The organism is Fontibacillus phaseoli (assembly GCF_003337355.1).
GTDB lineage: Bacteria > Bacillota > Bacilli > Paenibacillales > Paenibacillaceae > Fontibacillus > Fontibacillus phaseoli.
Genome location: NZ_QPJW01000002.1, coordinates 322,576 through 340,120, shown reverse-complemented (window position 1 = coordinate 340,120; position 17,545 = coordinate 322,576). Strand labels below are relative to the sequence as shown.

12 protein-coding genes are annotated in these 17,545 nt (G+C 50.5%); all 12 read left to right on the top strand.

All coding sequences use genetic code 11. From position 1 onward, the window contains the following. The first annotated feature begins 8 nt into the window (after window positions 1-8). A complete protein-coding gene (locus DFP94_RS08960) occupies window positions 9-935 on the top strand; it encodes a carbohydrate ABC transporter permease (RefSeq protein ID WP_114496116.1) in 927 nt (308 codons plus the stop codon). Beyond that, window positions 935-1,771 (top strand): carbohydrate ABC transporter permease, encoded by an 837-nt coding sequence (locus DFP94_RS08955; protein WP_181873079.1) that lies wholly within the window; start codon window positions 935-937, stop codon window positions 1,769-1,771. The genes DFP94_RS08960 and DFP94_RS08955 overlap by 1 nt, the downstream gene beginning before the upstream one ends. Window positions 1,772-2,155: 384 nt before the next feature. Continuing rightward, window positions 2,156-2,431 (top strand): helix-turn-helix domain-containing protein, encoded by a 276-nt coding sequence (locus DFP94_RS08950; protein WP_181873078.1) that lies wholly within the window; start codon window positions 2,156-2,158, stop codon window positions 2,429-2,431. A 76-nt stretch (window positions 2,432-2,507) separates the two neighbouring features. Beyond that, window positions 2,508-4,283: a sensor histidine kinase gene (locus DFP94_RS08945; RefSeq protein ID WP_114496114.1), complete on the top strand. Its 1,776-nt coding sequence runs from the start codon at window positions 2,508-2,510 to the stop codon at window positions 4,281-4,283. Window positions 4,284-4,461: 178 nt separating this feature from the next. After that, on the top strand, window positions 4,462-7,062 hold the full coding sequence (locus DFP94_RS08940) for a starch-binding protein (RefSeq protein ID WP_114496113.1): 2,601 nt from the start codon (window positions 4,462-4,464) through the stop codon (window positions 7,060-7,062). A gap of 9 nt (window positions 7,063-7,071) precedes the next feature. After that, complete coding sequence (locus tag DFP94_RS26500) at window positions 7,072-7,305, top strand: carbohydrate-binding module family 20 domain-containing protein (protein WP_114496112.1); 234 nt, start codon at window positions 7,072-7,074, stop codon at window positions 7,303-7,305. A gap of 557 nt (window positions 7,306-7,862) precedes the next feature. After that, window positions 7,863-8,765, top strand: coding sequence for an ABC transporter permease (locus DFP94_RS08930; protein ID WP_220270901.1), 903 nt, complete (start codon window positions 7,863-7,865; stop codon window positions 8,763-8,765). After that, window positions 8,765-9,715 carry a carbohydrate ABC transporter permease gene (locus DFP94_RS08925; RefSeq protein ID WP_245954641.1) on the top strand — a complete coding sequence of 317 codons (951 nt, stop codon included), beginning with the start codon at window positions 8,765-8,767 and terminating at the stop codon, window positions 9,713-9,715. The genes DFP94_RS08930 and DFP94_RS08925 overlap by 1 nt, the downstream gene beginning before the upstream one ends. 27 nt (window positions 9,716-9,742) lie before the next feature. After that, window positions 9,743-11,443: an extracellular solute-binding protein gene (locus DFP94_RS08920; RefSeq protein ID WP_114496111.1), complete on the top strand. Its 1,701-nt coding sequence runs from the start codon at window positions 9,743-9,745 to the stop codon at window positions 11,441-11,443. 45 nt (window positions 11,444-11,488) lie between these two features. Then, window positions 11,489-12,925, top strand: a complete 1,437-nt coding sequence (locus tag DFP94_RS08915; protein ID WP_114496110.1) for a response regulator — start codon at window positions 11,489-11,491, stop codon at window positions 12,923-12,925. A 45-nt stretch (window positions 12,926-12,970) separates the two neighbouring features. After that, window positions 12,971-16,486: a hypothetical protein gene (locus tag DFP94_RS08910; protein WP_114496109.1), complete on the top strand. Its 3,516-nt coding sequence runs from the start codon at window positions 12,971-12,973 to the stop codon at window positions 16,484-16,486. An 11-nt stretch (window positions 16,487-16,497) separates the two neighbouring features. Next, a complete protein-coding gene (locus DFP94_RS08905) occupies window positions 16,498-17,526 on the top strand; it encodes an alpha/beta hydrolase family protein (protein ID WP_181873077.1) in 1,029 nt (342 codons plus the stop codon). Window positions 17,527-17,545: the final 19 nt, after the last annotated feature.

Sequence of the window (17,545 nt, the reverse complement as noted above, 5' to 3'; positions counted from 1 at the left end):
AGAGAACCATGACTACGTCTGCATCAGTTATCAATAATCCTCAGGCTTCCACAAAAAAGAGAAGAAAGTGGAAATCTTTTGCACTTTACTTTATATTGCCGTCATTTATTCTATACACTCTTTTTGTTATCGTTCCTACGGTAGGCAGTATATACTATAGTTTTACTTCATGGGATGGAATCAGTCCCGACGTGCGCTTTATCGGTTTTGCCAATTTCGTGGAGATTTGGAACAGCCCACGGGTTCATAATGCTTTAAAAAATACTATGATTATGACAATTAGCCTCGTACTGCTTGAAAACGTGGTTGCGATTTTGCTGGCGCTGCTTGTGGATAAAGTGCGTTGGCTGAGCAAATTGTTTAGAAGCATTTTCTATTTCCCTACGTTGCTCAGCGGTATCGTAATGGGTTTTGTATGGGCCATGCTGCTGAATTACAACTTCGGGGTAATTAATCAAATGTTGAATAAAATCGGCCTTGGCGCACTTGCGGTAGACTGGTTGGGCGATCCGAGGTATGCCATGCTGGCGATCGTATTGTCTACTGTATGGAAAGGCGCCGGCTATTACATGATCATATATCTCGCCGGATTGCAGGGCATTCCCCAGGAATTGAACGAAGCAGCCAGCATCGACGGGGCGAACGGCTGGCAACAGTTCCGGCATATCACATTCCCGCTACTCGCCGGATCGGTCACCGTCTGCATGGTTTTGGCGATGATCGGTGCTCTCAAAATATTTGACCAAATCGCGGTTATGACGGATGGCGGTCCCGGCTTTGAAACCGAAACGTTGACCTATTTGATTTACAAGGTCGGGTTCGGAGAATTAAGGCAAGGCTTCGGTACGGCGTTGGCTATCGTGCTATTCCTGATCATCATGATCATTACTGTCATTCAGGTGAAGTTCCTCCAGAAGAGGGAGGTTGAGCTGTAATGAAACTGAAAACACGCGAACTTACTGTAAATATTTTGATATTCGCGCTTACTCTTCTGATGGCGGTCCTGTTCTTTTTCCCTATCTTCTTCAATATCATGTCCGCCTTCAAGAGCAATGCGGAAATTATGAGAGATGCCTTGTCTTTTCCGACAACGTTTTATTTGGAGAGCTTTAAATACCTACTGACAGAAACGAATTTTCCAAAAGCCATCCAAAACAGCCTGATTTTGACGTTGGTGTCCATCGTGTTCCAGGTTCTTCTCATCCCGATGGCAGGTTACGCGATTCAACGGAAAAATGCAAGATGGACAAGATTCATTTTTCTGTATTTTCTCGCCGGTATGATGATTCCCTTTCAAGCGTATATGATTCCGCTGTTTAAAGAACTGAAAATGCTTGGACTATACGGAAGTCTGGCTGGTCCGATCATGATTTACGTTGCCGGTTCGGTCGGTTTCGGCAGCCTGCTCTATTCAAGCTTTGTCAAAGGCATTCCGATGGAAATCGAGGAGGCGGCTGAAATCGACGGCTGCTCCAGAGTGAGAATTTTCTGGAACATCGTGTTTCCACTTCTCGGACCGGTAACGGCCAGTATGGTCGTGCTGAACGGACTCGGAATCTGGAACGACTTTTTGATGCCGATGCTGGTTCTTCCCTCCGGTGAACCTAAGACTATGGTCGTGGAAATTTACCGTTACATCGGGGAGTTCTCGTCCCGATGGGACATGATCTTCGCAGGTACGACAATGTCCGTCGTCCCGATCCTGATCGTGTTCGTCTTCCTGCAAAAGTATTTCGTCAAAGGAATTGCGACGGGAGCGACCAAAGGCTGAGGCTGCAGGTTACTCTCCGGACACAACAAAACCGAATGTCATATATAACAACCTGCCGGAGCAAAAATTCGGCAGGTTGTGTATTATTCGCTACATAATGAAGCTGAGCGGGTTATCTGGTAGTCTGCGTTCTTTATGTCCTTTCCGATGCTTTCAGCCGTTCATTTTAGCAACGCTTCCAAATGACAGAAGCCACCAATGATGAGGCTACCATCAATATAGGAGGTGCCGCTGTCGTGCAAGCAGAATCGGGTCAATCCGGACAATCCCAGGTCGCGTAGTTATTGGTGAGCAAGAAAAGCATGTGTTCGGCTGAGTTCCGGCAAAGCGCACGCTCTACCGAAGGCACGGATTCAGCGATTTTCAGCAGGCCGGACGCGGCGATTGAGGGACAGAGCTGTCAAGGGGCTGTCTGTCAAACGAGTCCATTCGGAAATCACGCTTGATCGTTTGGCAGAAGTAACGCATTTATCCAAGTATTACGGTTCGCGTATCTTCGGTCAGGAAACCGGCTACAGCATCACGGATTATTTGCAGGTCAGGAGGGTTAAACATGCTTGCCGACTACTGAAGACGACCGAGCTTTCTGTCCAGCAAATCGGCGCGCTGTCCAGCTTCGAGGTCCGTCCTATTTCATCCATTTTTTCAAGCGGGTCATAGGAATTACACCGCATAAATACCGTCATCAAGGCCGAGGATAACCGCTTTGGAAGACTAGCGCCGGAAGGGGAATGCCATGAAGAACCGATGGAAGAATATGAGAATCCGCTGGAAGTTTGTGTGGTTGTGTTCTCTTGTTTTGCTCATTCAGTTTATCGTTTCAAATATGTATTTATACAGCCAGTCAGCGGATCTGGTTCGCAAACAAGGCGCAGAGTTGGTTGGAAAGTATGTGTCACAGAGCAGTGGTAGCATTCAGAACGAGTTGACCAACGTCGTTGCATCGGCAAATACTCTGGTATTTAACGAGACCCTTCAACAATATTTGCGCAAATATGCTGTTCGATACTTTGAATACGAAAAAGCTAACATCGATTTTCAGTTCGATTGTGTGCAAATAATTCGAACTCTTTTGTCCCAAACCGGCAATATCGAGGAGGTCCAGGTTCATCTGGAAGAGAACATATTTACGCTCTCACGGAGCACTTATTCCAACAATAACAAGGTCAATTTGGATGCATTTAACGAAATTACCGCGTCACCACGTACCAATATTGGCTGGCATGTGCAAGATCAGGACGGAGTCTGGAAAGTTTTTTACAGGGTTCCGCTCAGCGGGTCCGGCAAAACCTCGGGGATCCGGGGCTGGGTAGATCTCATCATCCGCCCGGAGGTTGTCTTCCGGTCCGTTACGGATGCGGTTTCGGCCAGTGACCGGGTGGAGCTGTTTGTGACCGACAAGGCGGGTGGAACCATCTATTCGAACCGGAACATGCCGGACAATCGGTTCGTGATTCGCAGCAGGCATGTCATGGCTTTGCCCGAGCCTGGAGAAATTTCGATTCAGAAAGGGCAAAGCGAAGTGGTGATGGCGAAGACGGATCGCATACCCGGTACCGACTGGCTATTGCTGGCCCGTATTCCGAACGAGAGCTTCCGGCTTGATTCAATCAGCTATATTCGGACCAGCCTGTTTATTCTCTTTGTGCCGCTCGTTTTGCTGGCCACGATCATCCTGTTTCTGACGGATTATATTTTGCGCCCGCTGAAACAGCTCGTAACGGTAATGAGCAGCATTAATCAGAGCAATGTCACGCCGCAGATCGTCACGAACAGCTTAGACGAGTTCGGGCTGCTGGCCAACCGGTTCAATAAAATGATGGGAAGGATCGATGAGCAGATCTTGATCATCAAGGAGACTGAACAGCTTAAGCGCGAGGCGGAGATGGGCGCTTTTCAATCGCAAATCCGACAGCATTTTCTTTACAATACGCTAGCCCTGATTTCCTGGAACGCGCGCAAGGAGAAAGCCAGCGAAACGGAAAGGATCTCTAACCTGTTCGCACGCTATTACCGACTTGCCCTTGGGAAGGGGGAGACTTATATCACTTTGGAACACGAAATGGAGCTGATGCAGCATTATCTGGAGATCCAGCGCTATCGCTTTGTCGACCAATTGAAATTTGAGATTCGGGTGGAGGCTCAGATAGGCGGGTACCGGGTTATTCGCAACCTGCTGCAGCCGCTTGTCGAGAATGCGGTTGAGCATGGCGTTTTGTCCAAGGAACGGGGGGAGCTACAGGTTGTAGTCAGGGAAGACGAAGATTTTCTGATCATTCAGATAACCGACGACGGAGTAGGCGCCGATCCGGAGATTGTTCTGCGTATCAATGAAGGTCGGTCCTTTGAAGGGGAAACTGGCTTTTCGCTGAACTCCATCAAGAAGACGCTGCATTCCTATTACGGAACGGATGCCGTCTTCGAGTTTCGCAGCATCGCGGGAATAGGCACTACGGTAACGCTAAAGCTGCTAAAAACAAGGATAGACGGGAATCGATCACAAAAAACCTAAAAAAAGCAAATATTGACAAAATATAAAATAAATGAAACAATGGTATTGTGTGTAAGTGACAAAGAGCAAACGTTTGCTTAAATATATGAAAGCGTTATCATTCTGATTCGCCCCCTTTTATTTACTCTTAATCTCTCAAGAGGTTAGTTGTAAAAATAAATTTTAAGGAGAGTGTAGTATGAAGAAGAGGACAAGGCCAGTCTGGAGACGTGTTTGGAGTATCGTTCTGTTTGTAGCATTGTTAATGCAAACGTTTGGTTTAACTCCAGAAGTACAGGCGAATGCGGATGTTCGGCAATTAGCCGGTACGGATGCGCAGGTATTGGCAGCAGCGGACTATGGACTTCCGGAAAAGACAAAAGACGGACTTCTATTTCATGCGTGGAACTGGTCTTTTGACAACATCACCAGAAACCTTCCGGAACTGGCTCAGGCAGGATTTAAAGCAGTGCAAACTTCGCCGATCCAAGCCAGCAAGGAAGGATTGACAGAGGGCAGCAAGTGGTGGATTTTATACCAGCCCGTCAACTTTAAAATCGGAAATTCTCAATTAGGGAGCAGGGATGATTTTAGACGGCTTTGTCAGGAAGCGGAAAAATACGGCATCAGTATTATCGTTGATGTTGTCGCCAATCATACGGGGAATGCGGGCGGCGGAAATCAGCAGTATCAGCCGGCGCATAATGTCGATCCCGAGATTAAGAATAACCGCTATTTTTGGCATGAGGCCCGAGGTGTAGAAAACTGGGATAGCCGTTGGCAAGTCACGCAGTGGGGGATTGGCCTCCCTGATCTCAACACATCAAACCAGGAATTGCAAAATATCATTATCGGTTTCCTGAATGACGCCATTTCCTTGGGCGCCGACGGCTTTAGATTCGACGCCGCCAAGCACATTGAGCTACCCGATGATCCTGCGGGCTCCAATTTTTGGCCTCGGGTGCTAGGTTCGCTAAACAACAAAGACAGATTGTTTAATTATGGCGAAGTGCTTCAAGGTGGGGCAGATAACTTTGCCGGCTATGCCAATTACCTAGGTTTGGCTGCCCCCAGTTACGGGAACAGCATCAGAAGCGCTGTCGGTTATCACGGAGGCATCAATGTTGAAACGGCTAAATCTTTCAACGCCAATAATGTAAGCCCTTCCAAGTTGGTTACCTGGGTCGAATCGCATGACACATATGCCAACAATGATGGTGAATCGACGGGGATGAACGAATGGCAGATCAAAATGGGCTGGGCCATCATCGCCTCCCGGGCGGAAACGACCTCTCTGTTCTTCAACAGACCGGCGGGCGGCGGGAAATTCGCTAGCCGGCTTGGTGATGCGGGGAATACGCTCTGGAAAGACCCGGATATCGTAGCCGTCAACAAGTTCCACAATGCCATGGTTGGTCAAGATGAATATCTTAGAACGCAAGGCAATCAAATCATGTTGGTAGAACGCGGAACCAAAGGCATGACGATTGTGAATCTTGGGGGCAACGCTCAAATCAACTCCCCCACCAGACTGGCGGATGGCGTTTACCAGAACAAAGCCAACAGCGGAGGATCGTTTACGGTATCGAACGGCAGAATCACAGGACATCTAGACGGTGGCAGAATCGCCGTGCTGTATAACGCGATGCAGCAAACTCCGACAGTATCCGTCGATCCTGCAGAAGGTGCATTTTTTACGGATTCTGTTAACGTGAGAATGACCTATTCCAATGCAAATTCGGCAACATACTCTTTGAACGGAGGTTCTGCGACTCCGTTCAGATCGGGAGATTCGGTTAGAATTGGCGCTGGATCTCCTATCGGATCGACGTTTGTATTGAAAATTATCGCCGCAAACTCGTCCGGTCAAACAGAGAAGACATTCAGGTATACGAAAGAGAACCCGGGTGCAGGCCTGACGGTGCATTTCTACAAGCCATCCGGCTGGGGAACACCGAACATCTACTATTACGATGATTCCGCAACTCCGGTAAGGGAAGGTTCTGCTTGGCCGGGCGCAACCATGCAGGATGAAGGCAATGGCTGGTATGTATATCGAGCTCCAGGTTGGACCCAAGCAAAGGTCATATTCAATTCTGGAGGACAGCAGTTGCCCGGACCGCAAACTCCGGGATATGTCTTAAGTGCAGAGAAATGGATCAAGGATGGTCGGATAACTTCGCAGAACCCTGACGGGACAAAACCCACAGTTACGATCGATAAACCGGAAGGGACATTCCAAGGAGATAGCCTGGAGATCACGCTCAGTTATAGCAACGCAGCTAACGGTTCATACAGACTGAACGGCCAGAGTCCGGTTTCGTTTTCCTCCGGTCAAAAACTGACGATAGGCGCAGGCGATCCACCCGGTACCCGTTATACGCTGGAAGTGACTGCAAGCAATGCAATTGGAACAACGACCAATACCTATTCTTTCACTAAAGCCCAGAGCACAGGCCAAGAGATGAAGGTTTATTTCTATAAGCCGGCGGATTGGGGCATCCCCAACATTTATTATTACGATGAGATGTTGACTCCAGTGAAGGAAAATGCGGCCTGGCCAGGAGTTCCGATGCAGAGTGAGGGGAACGGCTGGTATTCCCACACTATTTCCGGCTGGAGTCAAGCGACTGTTTTGTTTAACAGCAACGGAAAACAAATGCCTGGATCTGGACAGCAGGGTTATCTGATTAGCAGGACTTCATGGATCAAGGATGGCGTAGTGACAGAGGAAGAGCCCGTTACCGGCAAGGTATCTGTGACTTTTGTCACCAAAAATGCAAACGCTTTCCAAGGCTAAAATGTCTATTTGATCGGCAGTATTCCTGAGCTTGGTAAATGGGATCTGGCCCATGCGATCGCATTGACACAAAATTCGAATTCTCAGGATTGGACACTCACTGTTAATTTGACCGAGGGGGATAATATCGAATTCAAAGCAATCAAGAAGTTTGAAAACCAGGTTATTTGGGAAGGAGGACAAAATCACAGCTGCACCGTCTCCAGAGACAACCCTGTCGTCGAGTTTTATTTTTACAACTAGGGCCTAACTTGCATTGGACATAACTACCGAATATTTGAAAAGAGGTAAGGGAATTCCCTTGCCTCTTTTTGTTTTCAACCATAAGAAAGGGATGACGTTTATTCTTTCAAGAAAACCATGCATTCCAATTACGAAGAGGATGCCATTTTCGAGTTCCTTAATAGGAGTTGGCACTTCGATAACGATCAAGCTGCTTAAAGCGAGAAATGGGGGAAATAATCCCTAAAAAACTTGATAAGAATCTTAAAGAAACGCATGTAACCCGAGCTTCAGGAGTGATAAATTTAAGCATGAAAAGCAACAGCGGGCCGGCTTGGACAAGAAGCGTAAGTTCAAAAGCAGGAAGATGATTATATGAGTAAGTAATCTATGTCATAAGCTCTTTCTCTGTATGGATGAAGGGCTTTTCTGTATTTCGGGAGCGGGGATGAAAACTGTGTTGCTAACCAAAGAAAGTGTTGATTTTTAACAAAAGTAAAATTGAACGTGAATGATAAAATAAAAACGAAAAAGTAAGCGATTACATTTTTTTGAAAAGGAAAGGGGTGAGCGATCATTTGATCCAAACCAAATACAAACTGTTTTTTATGGTTTTGCCGTTTATGATTTTTGTGTTCGTTTTCGCGTACTTGCCGCTTTGGGGCTGGCTCTACGCTTTTGTGGATTACCGGCCGGGGATGTCGATATTCAGGATGGATTTTGTCGGCTTGAAATGGTTCCGGATGTTGGTCTATTCGGAGCAGCAGGTGTATGAAATTATTCGGGTGCTGAAAAACACGCTCGGTATGAGCTTTCTGAATCTGTTTTTCTCGTTTCTGCCAATGGCGTTTGCGATCCTGCTGTATGAAATCCGCAGCAACCGGATGAGAAGGGTCGTCCAGACGCTGACCACCATCCCTCACTTTATCAGTTGGGTGCTGGTATTCTCGGTCGTCTTCTCGCTGCTTTCCGTCGATAGCGGGGTCGTTAACGGCCTGCTGGTCAACTTGGGCGTAATCGAGAAACCGATCAACTTTTTGGCCAGCTCGGAGCATATTTGGATCAAAATGACCATGCTGGATATTTGGAAGGGGCTGGGTTGGGGCGCGATTTTATATCTCGCCGCTATCAACGGTATCTCCCAGGATTTGTACGAAGCTGCTCGAATCGACGGAGCGGGGCGCTTCCGCTGCATCTGGCATATTACGGTACCGGGGCTGTTGCCGACGTATTTCGTGCTGTTGCTACTGGCGGTCGCCAATATGATCAATACGGGTATGGACCAGTATTTCGTGTTCTCCAACGCTATGAACAAGAGCTCAATCGAGGTACTTGATCTGTATACGTACAACATCGGGCTGTTAAAGGGGAACTTTTCGTTGGCCACCGTGATCAGCATTCTGAAATCCTTCGTCAGCCTGACGCTTCTGTTCAGCGTGAACCGTCTGTCCAAGACGTTAAGAGGGGAGTCGATATTCTGATGATGGATCATAACATCGGACTGAAAACCGACGGAGCGCTATACCGTAAAGGGGGCCATGGACTAAGCTTTGGCGAAAAGGTTTTTAACGTATTTAACTATTTGTTTTTTATTTTGTTTATGCTTCTTTGTGTGTATCCGTTTTACTACATTTTCATCAATACCATTAGCGATAATGTGCTGAGCGCGCGGGGGCTGATTCGCTTTTTCCCGCAAGGAGTTCACTTCGGCAACTATGCTCAGGTGCTGCAGATTCCGAATATTTACAACGCGCTCCTGATCAGCGTGCTCAGAACAATGCTTGGCACGCTGTTGACCGTGCTGGTGTCGGGCTTCCTCGGCTTCATGATGACCCAGCGGAAAATGTGGCTTCGCTCCTTTGTTTACCGCTTTTTCATAACGACGATGTACATCGGGGGAGGGATCATCCCGGTATATCTCTTGTTTAACCAACTCGGTTTGCTGAACAATTTCCTAGTTTATATCATTCCGGGCATGGTGTCCGCCTATAATATGATCCTGGTCAAGACCTATGTAGAATCGAGCATTCCCGATGAGCTGCAGGAATCGGCAGAAATGGACGGAGCGGGGATTGGCACCGTTTTTTTAAAAATCGCGTTTCCGCTGATGCTGCCGATCTTGGCAACCTTAGCGATTTTTTCGGCTGTTGGGCAGTGGAACAGCTTCATGGATACTGTCATCTACATTACTAAAGACAATCTCCATACGTTGCAGTATGTGCTGTACCGTTATCTCAGCCAGGCGACTGCGCTGGCCAATATCGTAAATACCGGCACGGTGTCAGGGCAAGAAGTAAGCGCGAATATGCAGACCGCGCAATCAATTAAGCTGACGGTTACGATGATTGTGGTTATTCCGATTTTTCTGGTATATCCTTTCTTTCAACGCTTTTTTGTCAAAGGCATTATGATCGGTGCGGTCAAAGGGTAATATCAAAAAAATTTTCAGGAGGTCATTATGAAAACGAAGATATTTCAAAAAGTGGGGCTCTTGGGGGCTGCGACATTGCTGCTGCTCGCTTCGGTCGGCTGCAATTCGGAGCAGTCGGGAAAGGATGATAACGGCAATTCCAAGCTGATTATCTATAGTGAATCCGCCACTTATGAGGGCCCTGTAGATGGTTACATGGGAAAATACCTCGAGGATAAGGCGAATGTGGCCCTGAATGTCGTGCCCAACAGTGTCGGCGGTTCCTCGCGCTTCGAGACCAAGCTGGCGACTGGCGATCTGGGCAATTTGATCGTGTTTACCTCGGCGGCCGATTTCAAGAAGGCGATTGACGCCGGCGCTGTGCTGGATCTGAAAGACGAACTCAAAAATTTACCCAACATTGCTCGCTTTAGCAAGGCCGTTGACCGGGTAAAGAACAGCTTTGGCGGCGTGTACGGCATACCGACGGGAGTATCCGCCTCCAATGAAGTTAACCAAATCGATCCGGTTGTGATCCCGTCACTGCGGTTCGATTACTATCAGGAACTCGGAACGCCGGAGGTCAAGGACTATTGGGACTTTTACGACGTTATCGAAAAGATGGTCAAGGCCCATCCGACCACCGAGGGCGGCGATACATTTTACGGATTATCGCTGTTTAGCGAGTGGGACGGCAATTCGGTCGGCATGGCTCAAAAAGTGGCCGAGGCCTACGGGTACACGGCAAGCGATGGAGTAAACAAATATAGTTTCATTATGCCGCACGCTACGGAAGACAAGGTGGAGAATCTTCTGGCGGACGACAGCTATTATCTGAAGTCATTGCAATGGTTCAACAAGTTTTATCAGAACGGCATGCTGGATGAAGACTCGGTTTCTCAAACCTGGGCGGATTTTTTGAAGAAAGCCGAGAAGGGGCAATCAGCGATCTGGATGTTCGGTTACATGGGCGATTTGAACTTCAACCCGATGAATCAGGACCTGGTGAAGCAGGGAAAAGGCTACAAGCGCATTCCGTTCGCCAATTTGAAGGCTGCGGAAGCGAAGAGTTCCACGGTGGGCAGTAGTTGGTTCTGGGCGGTGTCGTCGAGCACGGAAAACAAGGAGGCGGCGCTCAAGCTTCTTGACTTTTTTTATTCGGATGAAGGAGCCCTTGCTTATCATTTGGGACCCAAAGGACTACTGTGGGATATTAACGAGAAAGGCGAACCCATCGTGACGGAACTGGGTAAAGCGCCTTATGAGACGGCTGTCCCTGAAGAGTGGGGCGGAGGGAAGGTTGATGACACGCTCAAGACGATGTTTAATGGTGCGGCATTGGATGGGAATAGCATAAGTCCGATTTTGAACGCGCCGATGAACAAGACGACTTGGAAGTCTTATCTTCAGGATAACGCGACGATGCTGGACAAAAACTGGACGAAGCACTACGACGGCGTGCTTTCGGCAAAGGAATACATGGTTAAGAATGGCAGGGTTGCTTCTTATACGGTCGTGGATGTTCCTAACTTCCAATATGACGATCTATTGGCGGTTAAACGCGACCAGGTCGGATCGATTATCAAGGAACTATCCTGGAAAATGATCTACGCCAAGAACAATGACGAATTCGAGGCACTGAAGAAAGAGATGATCCAGAAAGCCAAGAGCCTGGGCTACGATGAATGCGTGGCTTTTGAGGAAGAAGCCGCCAAAGTCTGGTTCAAGGCCCGCAAAGCGGCAAACTAATGGGTTTCAGAAGCTGCGCGGGCTTTGAAGGAGGAGTGCGCAGTAATGAAGATGATTATTGTCGATGACGAACGGATCGGTCGGGAAGGGCTGCTCGATTTTATTGACTGGAGCAGGGATTACGGTATCAAAATTGTCGGAACCGCGGCGAACGGCCAGGAAGGATATGAGCTATACCGGTCCGTTCGGCCGGATATTGTACTGACCGATATTAAAATGCCGATCATGAGCGGCATCGAGATGGCTGAGAAAATTCGCGCAGGCGATAAAATCGTCAAGATCGTTTTTCTTTCCGCTTACAGCGATTTCACTTATGCTCAGAAAGCGTTGAAGACAAGGATCGACGATTATTTGCTCAAACCGGTCGAGGAAGCCGAACTAAGGAAAATGATGGATCGGATCGCCGACGAGAAAATGGAACAAACCCGGCGTGATTATTGCAAAAAGTATTTTGTGGATATTTTGGCGGGAAAACCGGATCTTTGCGTGCAACTGAGAGAGTATTCTTTTCAGGTGTTTCTTCTTGGCAAAGAACCTGTCCCGAAGATCGATGGGCACGGATTGTGGCTGATGGAATTTCACGATGGAGCAAACGTGGGGATAGCCAAGTATGAGTCCGGCGAGGAAGCTGTCTGGAACGGCAGATCCGCCCGCGAAGTCTTCGGATTCTGCTACGCCGGAAGGTGCGTCGACCGTCCGGAAGAGATTCGTCGCAGTTATAATGAAGCGGTTTTGTCGCAGTATTTCGGCTCGTTTTGGGAGCTGGAGGAGCTCGAGTACTCGCAAATCGTCAAGCTGCGAGAGCAATGGGGCAGGCATGAAGCGGAGATGCAGCACGAACTGGTCAAACTGGCGAATGATATCCGTGCCGCGATAAGCGGCTGTGATCGGTCAAGAGTGGAAGCGGCGGTCCATCGGACCATGCGCTATTTGGCGCAAAATCAAGGCATCGATCCCGCCTCCATTGAAGATTTCATCATGCGCCTTGTTACCCGCATCGCCGAGGAGTTTCATGACAATGAGACCAGGAACTCGCTGTGGGAATTAAGAGTATCCCTTCAGGGGCGGAATCAATTCCGGAAAATCAAAGGGATTCTGATCGATTGGCTGATAAATTTGACGGATACGCAGGAAGAAAAACGAAAACAGTCCGAAACCTCGATCGTGCAGAGGGTGATCCAAATTATCGAGGAAGAATATGAACGGGACATCGGTTTGCGCACGATTGCGGAGCGCGTATATCTCAGTCCGAATTATCTGGGCAATATTTTCCGAAACGCGACCGGAATGTACTTTATCGATTATCTTGCCCGGCACCGGATGAAGAAAGCGACGGAGTTGCTATTGTCCGGCCCGGACAAAGTAACAAAGATCGGCGAGGCTGTCGGTATTCCGAATACATCCTATTTCAGTTCCTTATTCAAAAAGACCTTCGGCATTACGCCCAAGGAATATCGCAGGAACAACCAGAAGCAGCAATGAGTATGACTGGAAGCCGGACATGAATTTATTCCGCGAGGTGCCATGATGAACGATATTTTAACAATGATCAATCTTTTGGAATGGGAGCGAATTCAGAACGATCTTTCGGAAAGGATGTTAGCCGGTCAATCCGAATTGACGCTGATTCCGGGCCAATCGATGACCCTGCAATATCCGGGCGTTCATCTGGATAATCACTGGGTGATGCAAGGATTCGTAACCCGTAACGATTACAGCGCGGACCTGCGCGGCTGGCACGGACTGGTGCTGGAAGCGGAGTTGCCGCAGCCCGGGATACTGGAGCTGAAAGCGGAAGTCGGCCTGCTTCGTAACAAGAGTCCCCTGCCGGAGGAGATCGAATATGTGGCTTCCCGTTGTCTGATCACAGGAGGAGATATCGGCGTGAGACGTATTGTGTTTCCATTGGACCAGTTTGACGATCAAAAAGCGTTGTCCGGGAAATGGAAGTTCGTGCGCTCCCTGCGTCTGACCCTGGATCGGAAGGGGGACGGAGGGGAAGAACCGATCCGCATCCGGCAAATCCGGTTTATACGGAGACCGGTAATTTATACTCATACGTCCGTTCTATCTAAATCCGCTCCCGGGGGCGGAACGGCCACTTACGTAGTCCACCTGTGCAATTGTACGGGAGAAACCCAGCCGGTCGTCTTCTCCCGGGAGAAATACGGTTGGGAAACGATGACCGTTAACGTGGATCCGGAGGAATATGTGTTGAGTCCTTGGGAAACGAAAACAATTGCCGTTCGGGTGGAAGTGCCGGATCGAGTCGCTCCCGGCGGGCATGAAATCCAGAAGCTGACGGCGGTGCCGGGCGGCCGGGGCGAACAGGCGGAGCAGTTCACGCTTATTACGCTGCGCGAGCTTCCCCATCCATATATCAAGCATACGGCGGACGGCTGGGATGAAGTGCGGCGAAAGATTAATGAGCATGATTGGGCAAAGGAACTGCTGGACAGGTATGAACAACGTGCAGACCGATGGGTTCTGCCGGAGGCCAGTGCCGGCCCTTTCCTGTTCCTCAGCCATCATGCCAATGAAGCGGAGAACGCGGTGATAGTCTGGAAGTTGACGGGCCGGACGGAGCTCGCGGAGAAGGCCGCTTCCTTCCTGCGGGCGACCGTCGATCCGGAGCGGGGCTACCCGTCTACGCTACAGGCCTGTCATCAGGAATTGGTTCATGAAGGAGAGTACTTCAAGCATGCCGCCGCCGTCTATGATTTACTGGCGGATTCGGGCTTATTGACGGAAGAAGATCACGCGAATGTGCAATATTCCTTCCGGCTTTTTATGGATTTGATCGACTGGGCGCTGTGCGTTGGTAGCATATCCAACTGGACGATCGGAGAAATGATCGGGGCGCTGTACTGCAGCCAGGCGCTGCAGGATTTGGAACGGATGAACCGCTTTTTGTTCGGTACGGGGGGATTTACGGACCATCTGTCCAAGGGGACGCTGGACGACGGCTGGTGGTTCGAATGCTCCGTCGGCTACAATTTGATGTCGGCCGGCCTGTTTACCGAGATCGTGCAGAGCTGTAGGCCATGGGGCATGAACCTTGCCGACTTGTGGGTACCCGCGCAATACCATGATCAGATCACGCCCGGAAGCAAACCGGAAATCGATGGATTGTGCCTGGATATTTGGGGTCCTATAATGCGGAATTACCGTTCCATCCCCCAGCTTTGGGACAGCCTGCTTCCGTTTGCGGATTATCGCGGCGTCCTGTTCGGCATCAACGACTCGGCGGAATCCAAGCTGCCGGGCATTTCCGAAAGAGGATACCTGGACGGCCGTTTCGATCTGGCATACTATCTGTACCGCAAACCGGAATATGGAGATATTCTGTTGACCTGCAATCTGGACGACCGGGATTTGCTGTACGCCATTCCCAATCTTGCACCCAGCGAGTCGAAGAAGTATCTCACTTCCGCCTACGCCGACAATTCGGGCGTGGCGGTGCTAAGATCGCGGACGGAAGGCAGAAAGCCGAGGGAGCAAATTCAGGCCGTCGTCAAGTACGGCACGCACGGCGGCGCTCACGGTCACTACGACCGGTTAAGCTTGTTGTCCATCATGCGTTATGGCCGAAGCTTCTATAACCCGGAAAATATTTGGTACAGCTACCATACCTTTATGTACAAGTTTTATGTGCAGACCTCCATTACCCATAACATGGTGGTGGTGGACCGGAAACAGCAGGACCCTACTGAAGGCCGCCGCATTCTGTTCCACGGCGGCAGCCTCTTTCAGGCCTGCGCGGTGGAAAACACGGCCAGATGGTCTTATCCCCCCTATGGCGGCTGGCGAGTGGACGGGGACAAAACGTTTGGGGAGCGCACCTGGAAAGAAGGCCGCCACATGCCGATTCCCGAACCCGAACCGGAGTATTCGAAGCGCACCGGTTTTACGGAGCCGATCCTCGGGCGCCGTTTGACTGTCGTAACGGATGATTATGTCGTGTTGTTCGACTATGTGTCCGGCGAGCGGGAGCATGAGTATGACAGTTTGTTCCACTGCAAAGGGCTGGTCAGTCTGGAAGGGGAAGAAAAGCGCCTAAATAAGCGCACCGAGCAGTTCGACCCGGATCCGCTCGGCGGCGCCCAACTCATTACCGATTGCGAGTGGTATGAGATGAAGGGGCCCGTCAAGGCTCATTTCGAAATGGGCTTCGGTCCGGACTACGATAACCGGGCCAATCGGACCGAGTACAATGAAAACGGACCGCTATCGATCGACCATTACACGTTGTGGCCACCCCAAGTGGAGATGATTGTCGGTAACAACCCCGAAGTGCATCATGTGGATAAGCGGCTGTACTACGAGGTCATCGGGGACGGGCGGGTGCTGGCCAGCGGCAGGTTCGGCGCCTGGATTCTCGGCCGGGAGGATCTCGATCTTCCGCTCCAAGGAATCGAAACATTGGAGCTGAGGGTCAAGGCCGAGGAAGGGGTCGGAGATAACGGCCGACCGAAAATATCGGAGAAGACGATTTTTTGGGGCGACCCGTATCTCGAAACCGAGTCCGGCGGCAAGTTGTATCTCGCGGATCTTCCGCTGACCACAGAAAATACTGACCCGGGCAACGGAGTAGGGGTGGATTATTTCGGAGGGCCGGTCAAAATTGCTGTCAGGCGTTTCGACAGAGCCATTCCGGCGAATCCGATCGACTTGAATCGTGAAGGGATCATCCGCGTGGATCTGACCGGCATCCGGGCTGCCCGTCTGGTCGCTTCGATCGGCAGCGATTACCCGCTTGGCGACGAAACCTACAGACGTAAAATGCTGAGCGCCCGGAGCGTCGGAAAAGAGGCGAGGTTCGTGACGATGGTCGAGCCTTATGAGATGCGACCGATGATCGTGTCCGCTTCGGCCAGTTCGGCGGACGAGGTTAGGGTCGCGCTCGCCGACGGAAGAATCCAGACGATTCGCGTCACTGGTCTTGATGCCGATCGGGGGAACGCGGTCATGGAGATCACGGAGACCGACACGGCCGGCCGCGTGCTGCGCCGTGAATCGTCCGGAAGCGCTGAAGTCGTATGAGGAGCGGGAAAATGGACTACACAACGGACGCTTTTCTGAAGCGGCTTTATAAGGATAACGAATCGCGAAAAAAGCGGAACCGGGAGAGCCTTTCTTTGGAGGAGCGGCAGAGCCGGCTGCGCAGCGCGCTGAAACGGGCCTTGGGCGGGTTCCCCGAGCGGAAGCGCCCACTGGACGCGGTTTTGCTGGATTGCGTGGATTACGGGGACTTCACGCTGGAGCGAGTCTCTTATACGACGATGGAGGCTGTGCATGTGCCGGTCATGGTGCTGATTCCGAAGACCGGGGCTGGTCCATGGCCCGCCGTTCTGGCCTGCCACGGCCACGGGAACGGGCAGCGCGATGCGGCCGGACTGGGCCCGGAAGATGCGGAGCTGGCGGACCCGGGGATTCATAACCGGTTCGCCGTTCAATTAGTGCGGGCGGGCATGCTTGTCGTAATTCCCGAAATCATGGGCTTCGGTGTCCGGCGCATGGCCCAGGAGCTGAAGACGGAGCCGAATTACAGCTCATGCGGCACGTTGTCCTCGCAACTGCTGATGTACGGCAGGACGCTGGCCGGCATGCGGGTGTACGAAGCGATGCGGGCAATCGACTACATTTGTGGGCGCGAAGATGCCGATGCTGGGCGAATTGGCGCTTTCGGGTTCTCCGGGGGCGGCCTGATCGCCGCTTTCACCTCCGGCTTCGATGAACGCGTGAAAGCCACGGTGCTGTGCGGCTGGACGAACACTTTCCTTGGCAGCATTATGGCTATGCATCACTGCATTGATAACTATCTGCCCGGCATTCTGCTGGATGCGGAGCAGCCCGAGTTGACTGGTCTCATAGCCCCGCGCGCCTTGTTCGTGGAGTCGGGGGAGCAGGACCTGATCTTTCCGGTAGAACATGTCCGAAAGTCAGTTTTGGTGTTGGAAGACATTTACGCGAGCTGGGGAGCGGGGGAACGATTCGATTTCGACATTCATCCGGGAAGCCATGAGATATCGGGAGCGCGATCGGCTCCGTGGCTGTACGATCAGTTGATGCGAGGTTTGTAGCACATAACGCTTTGATCTT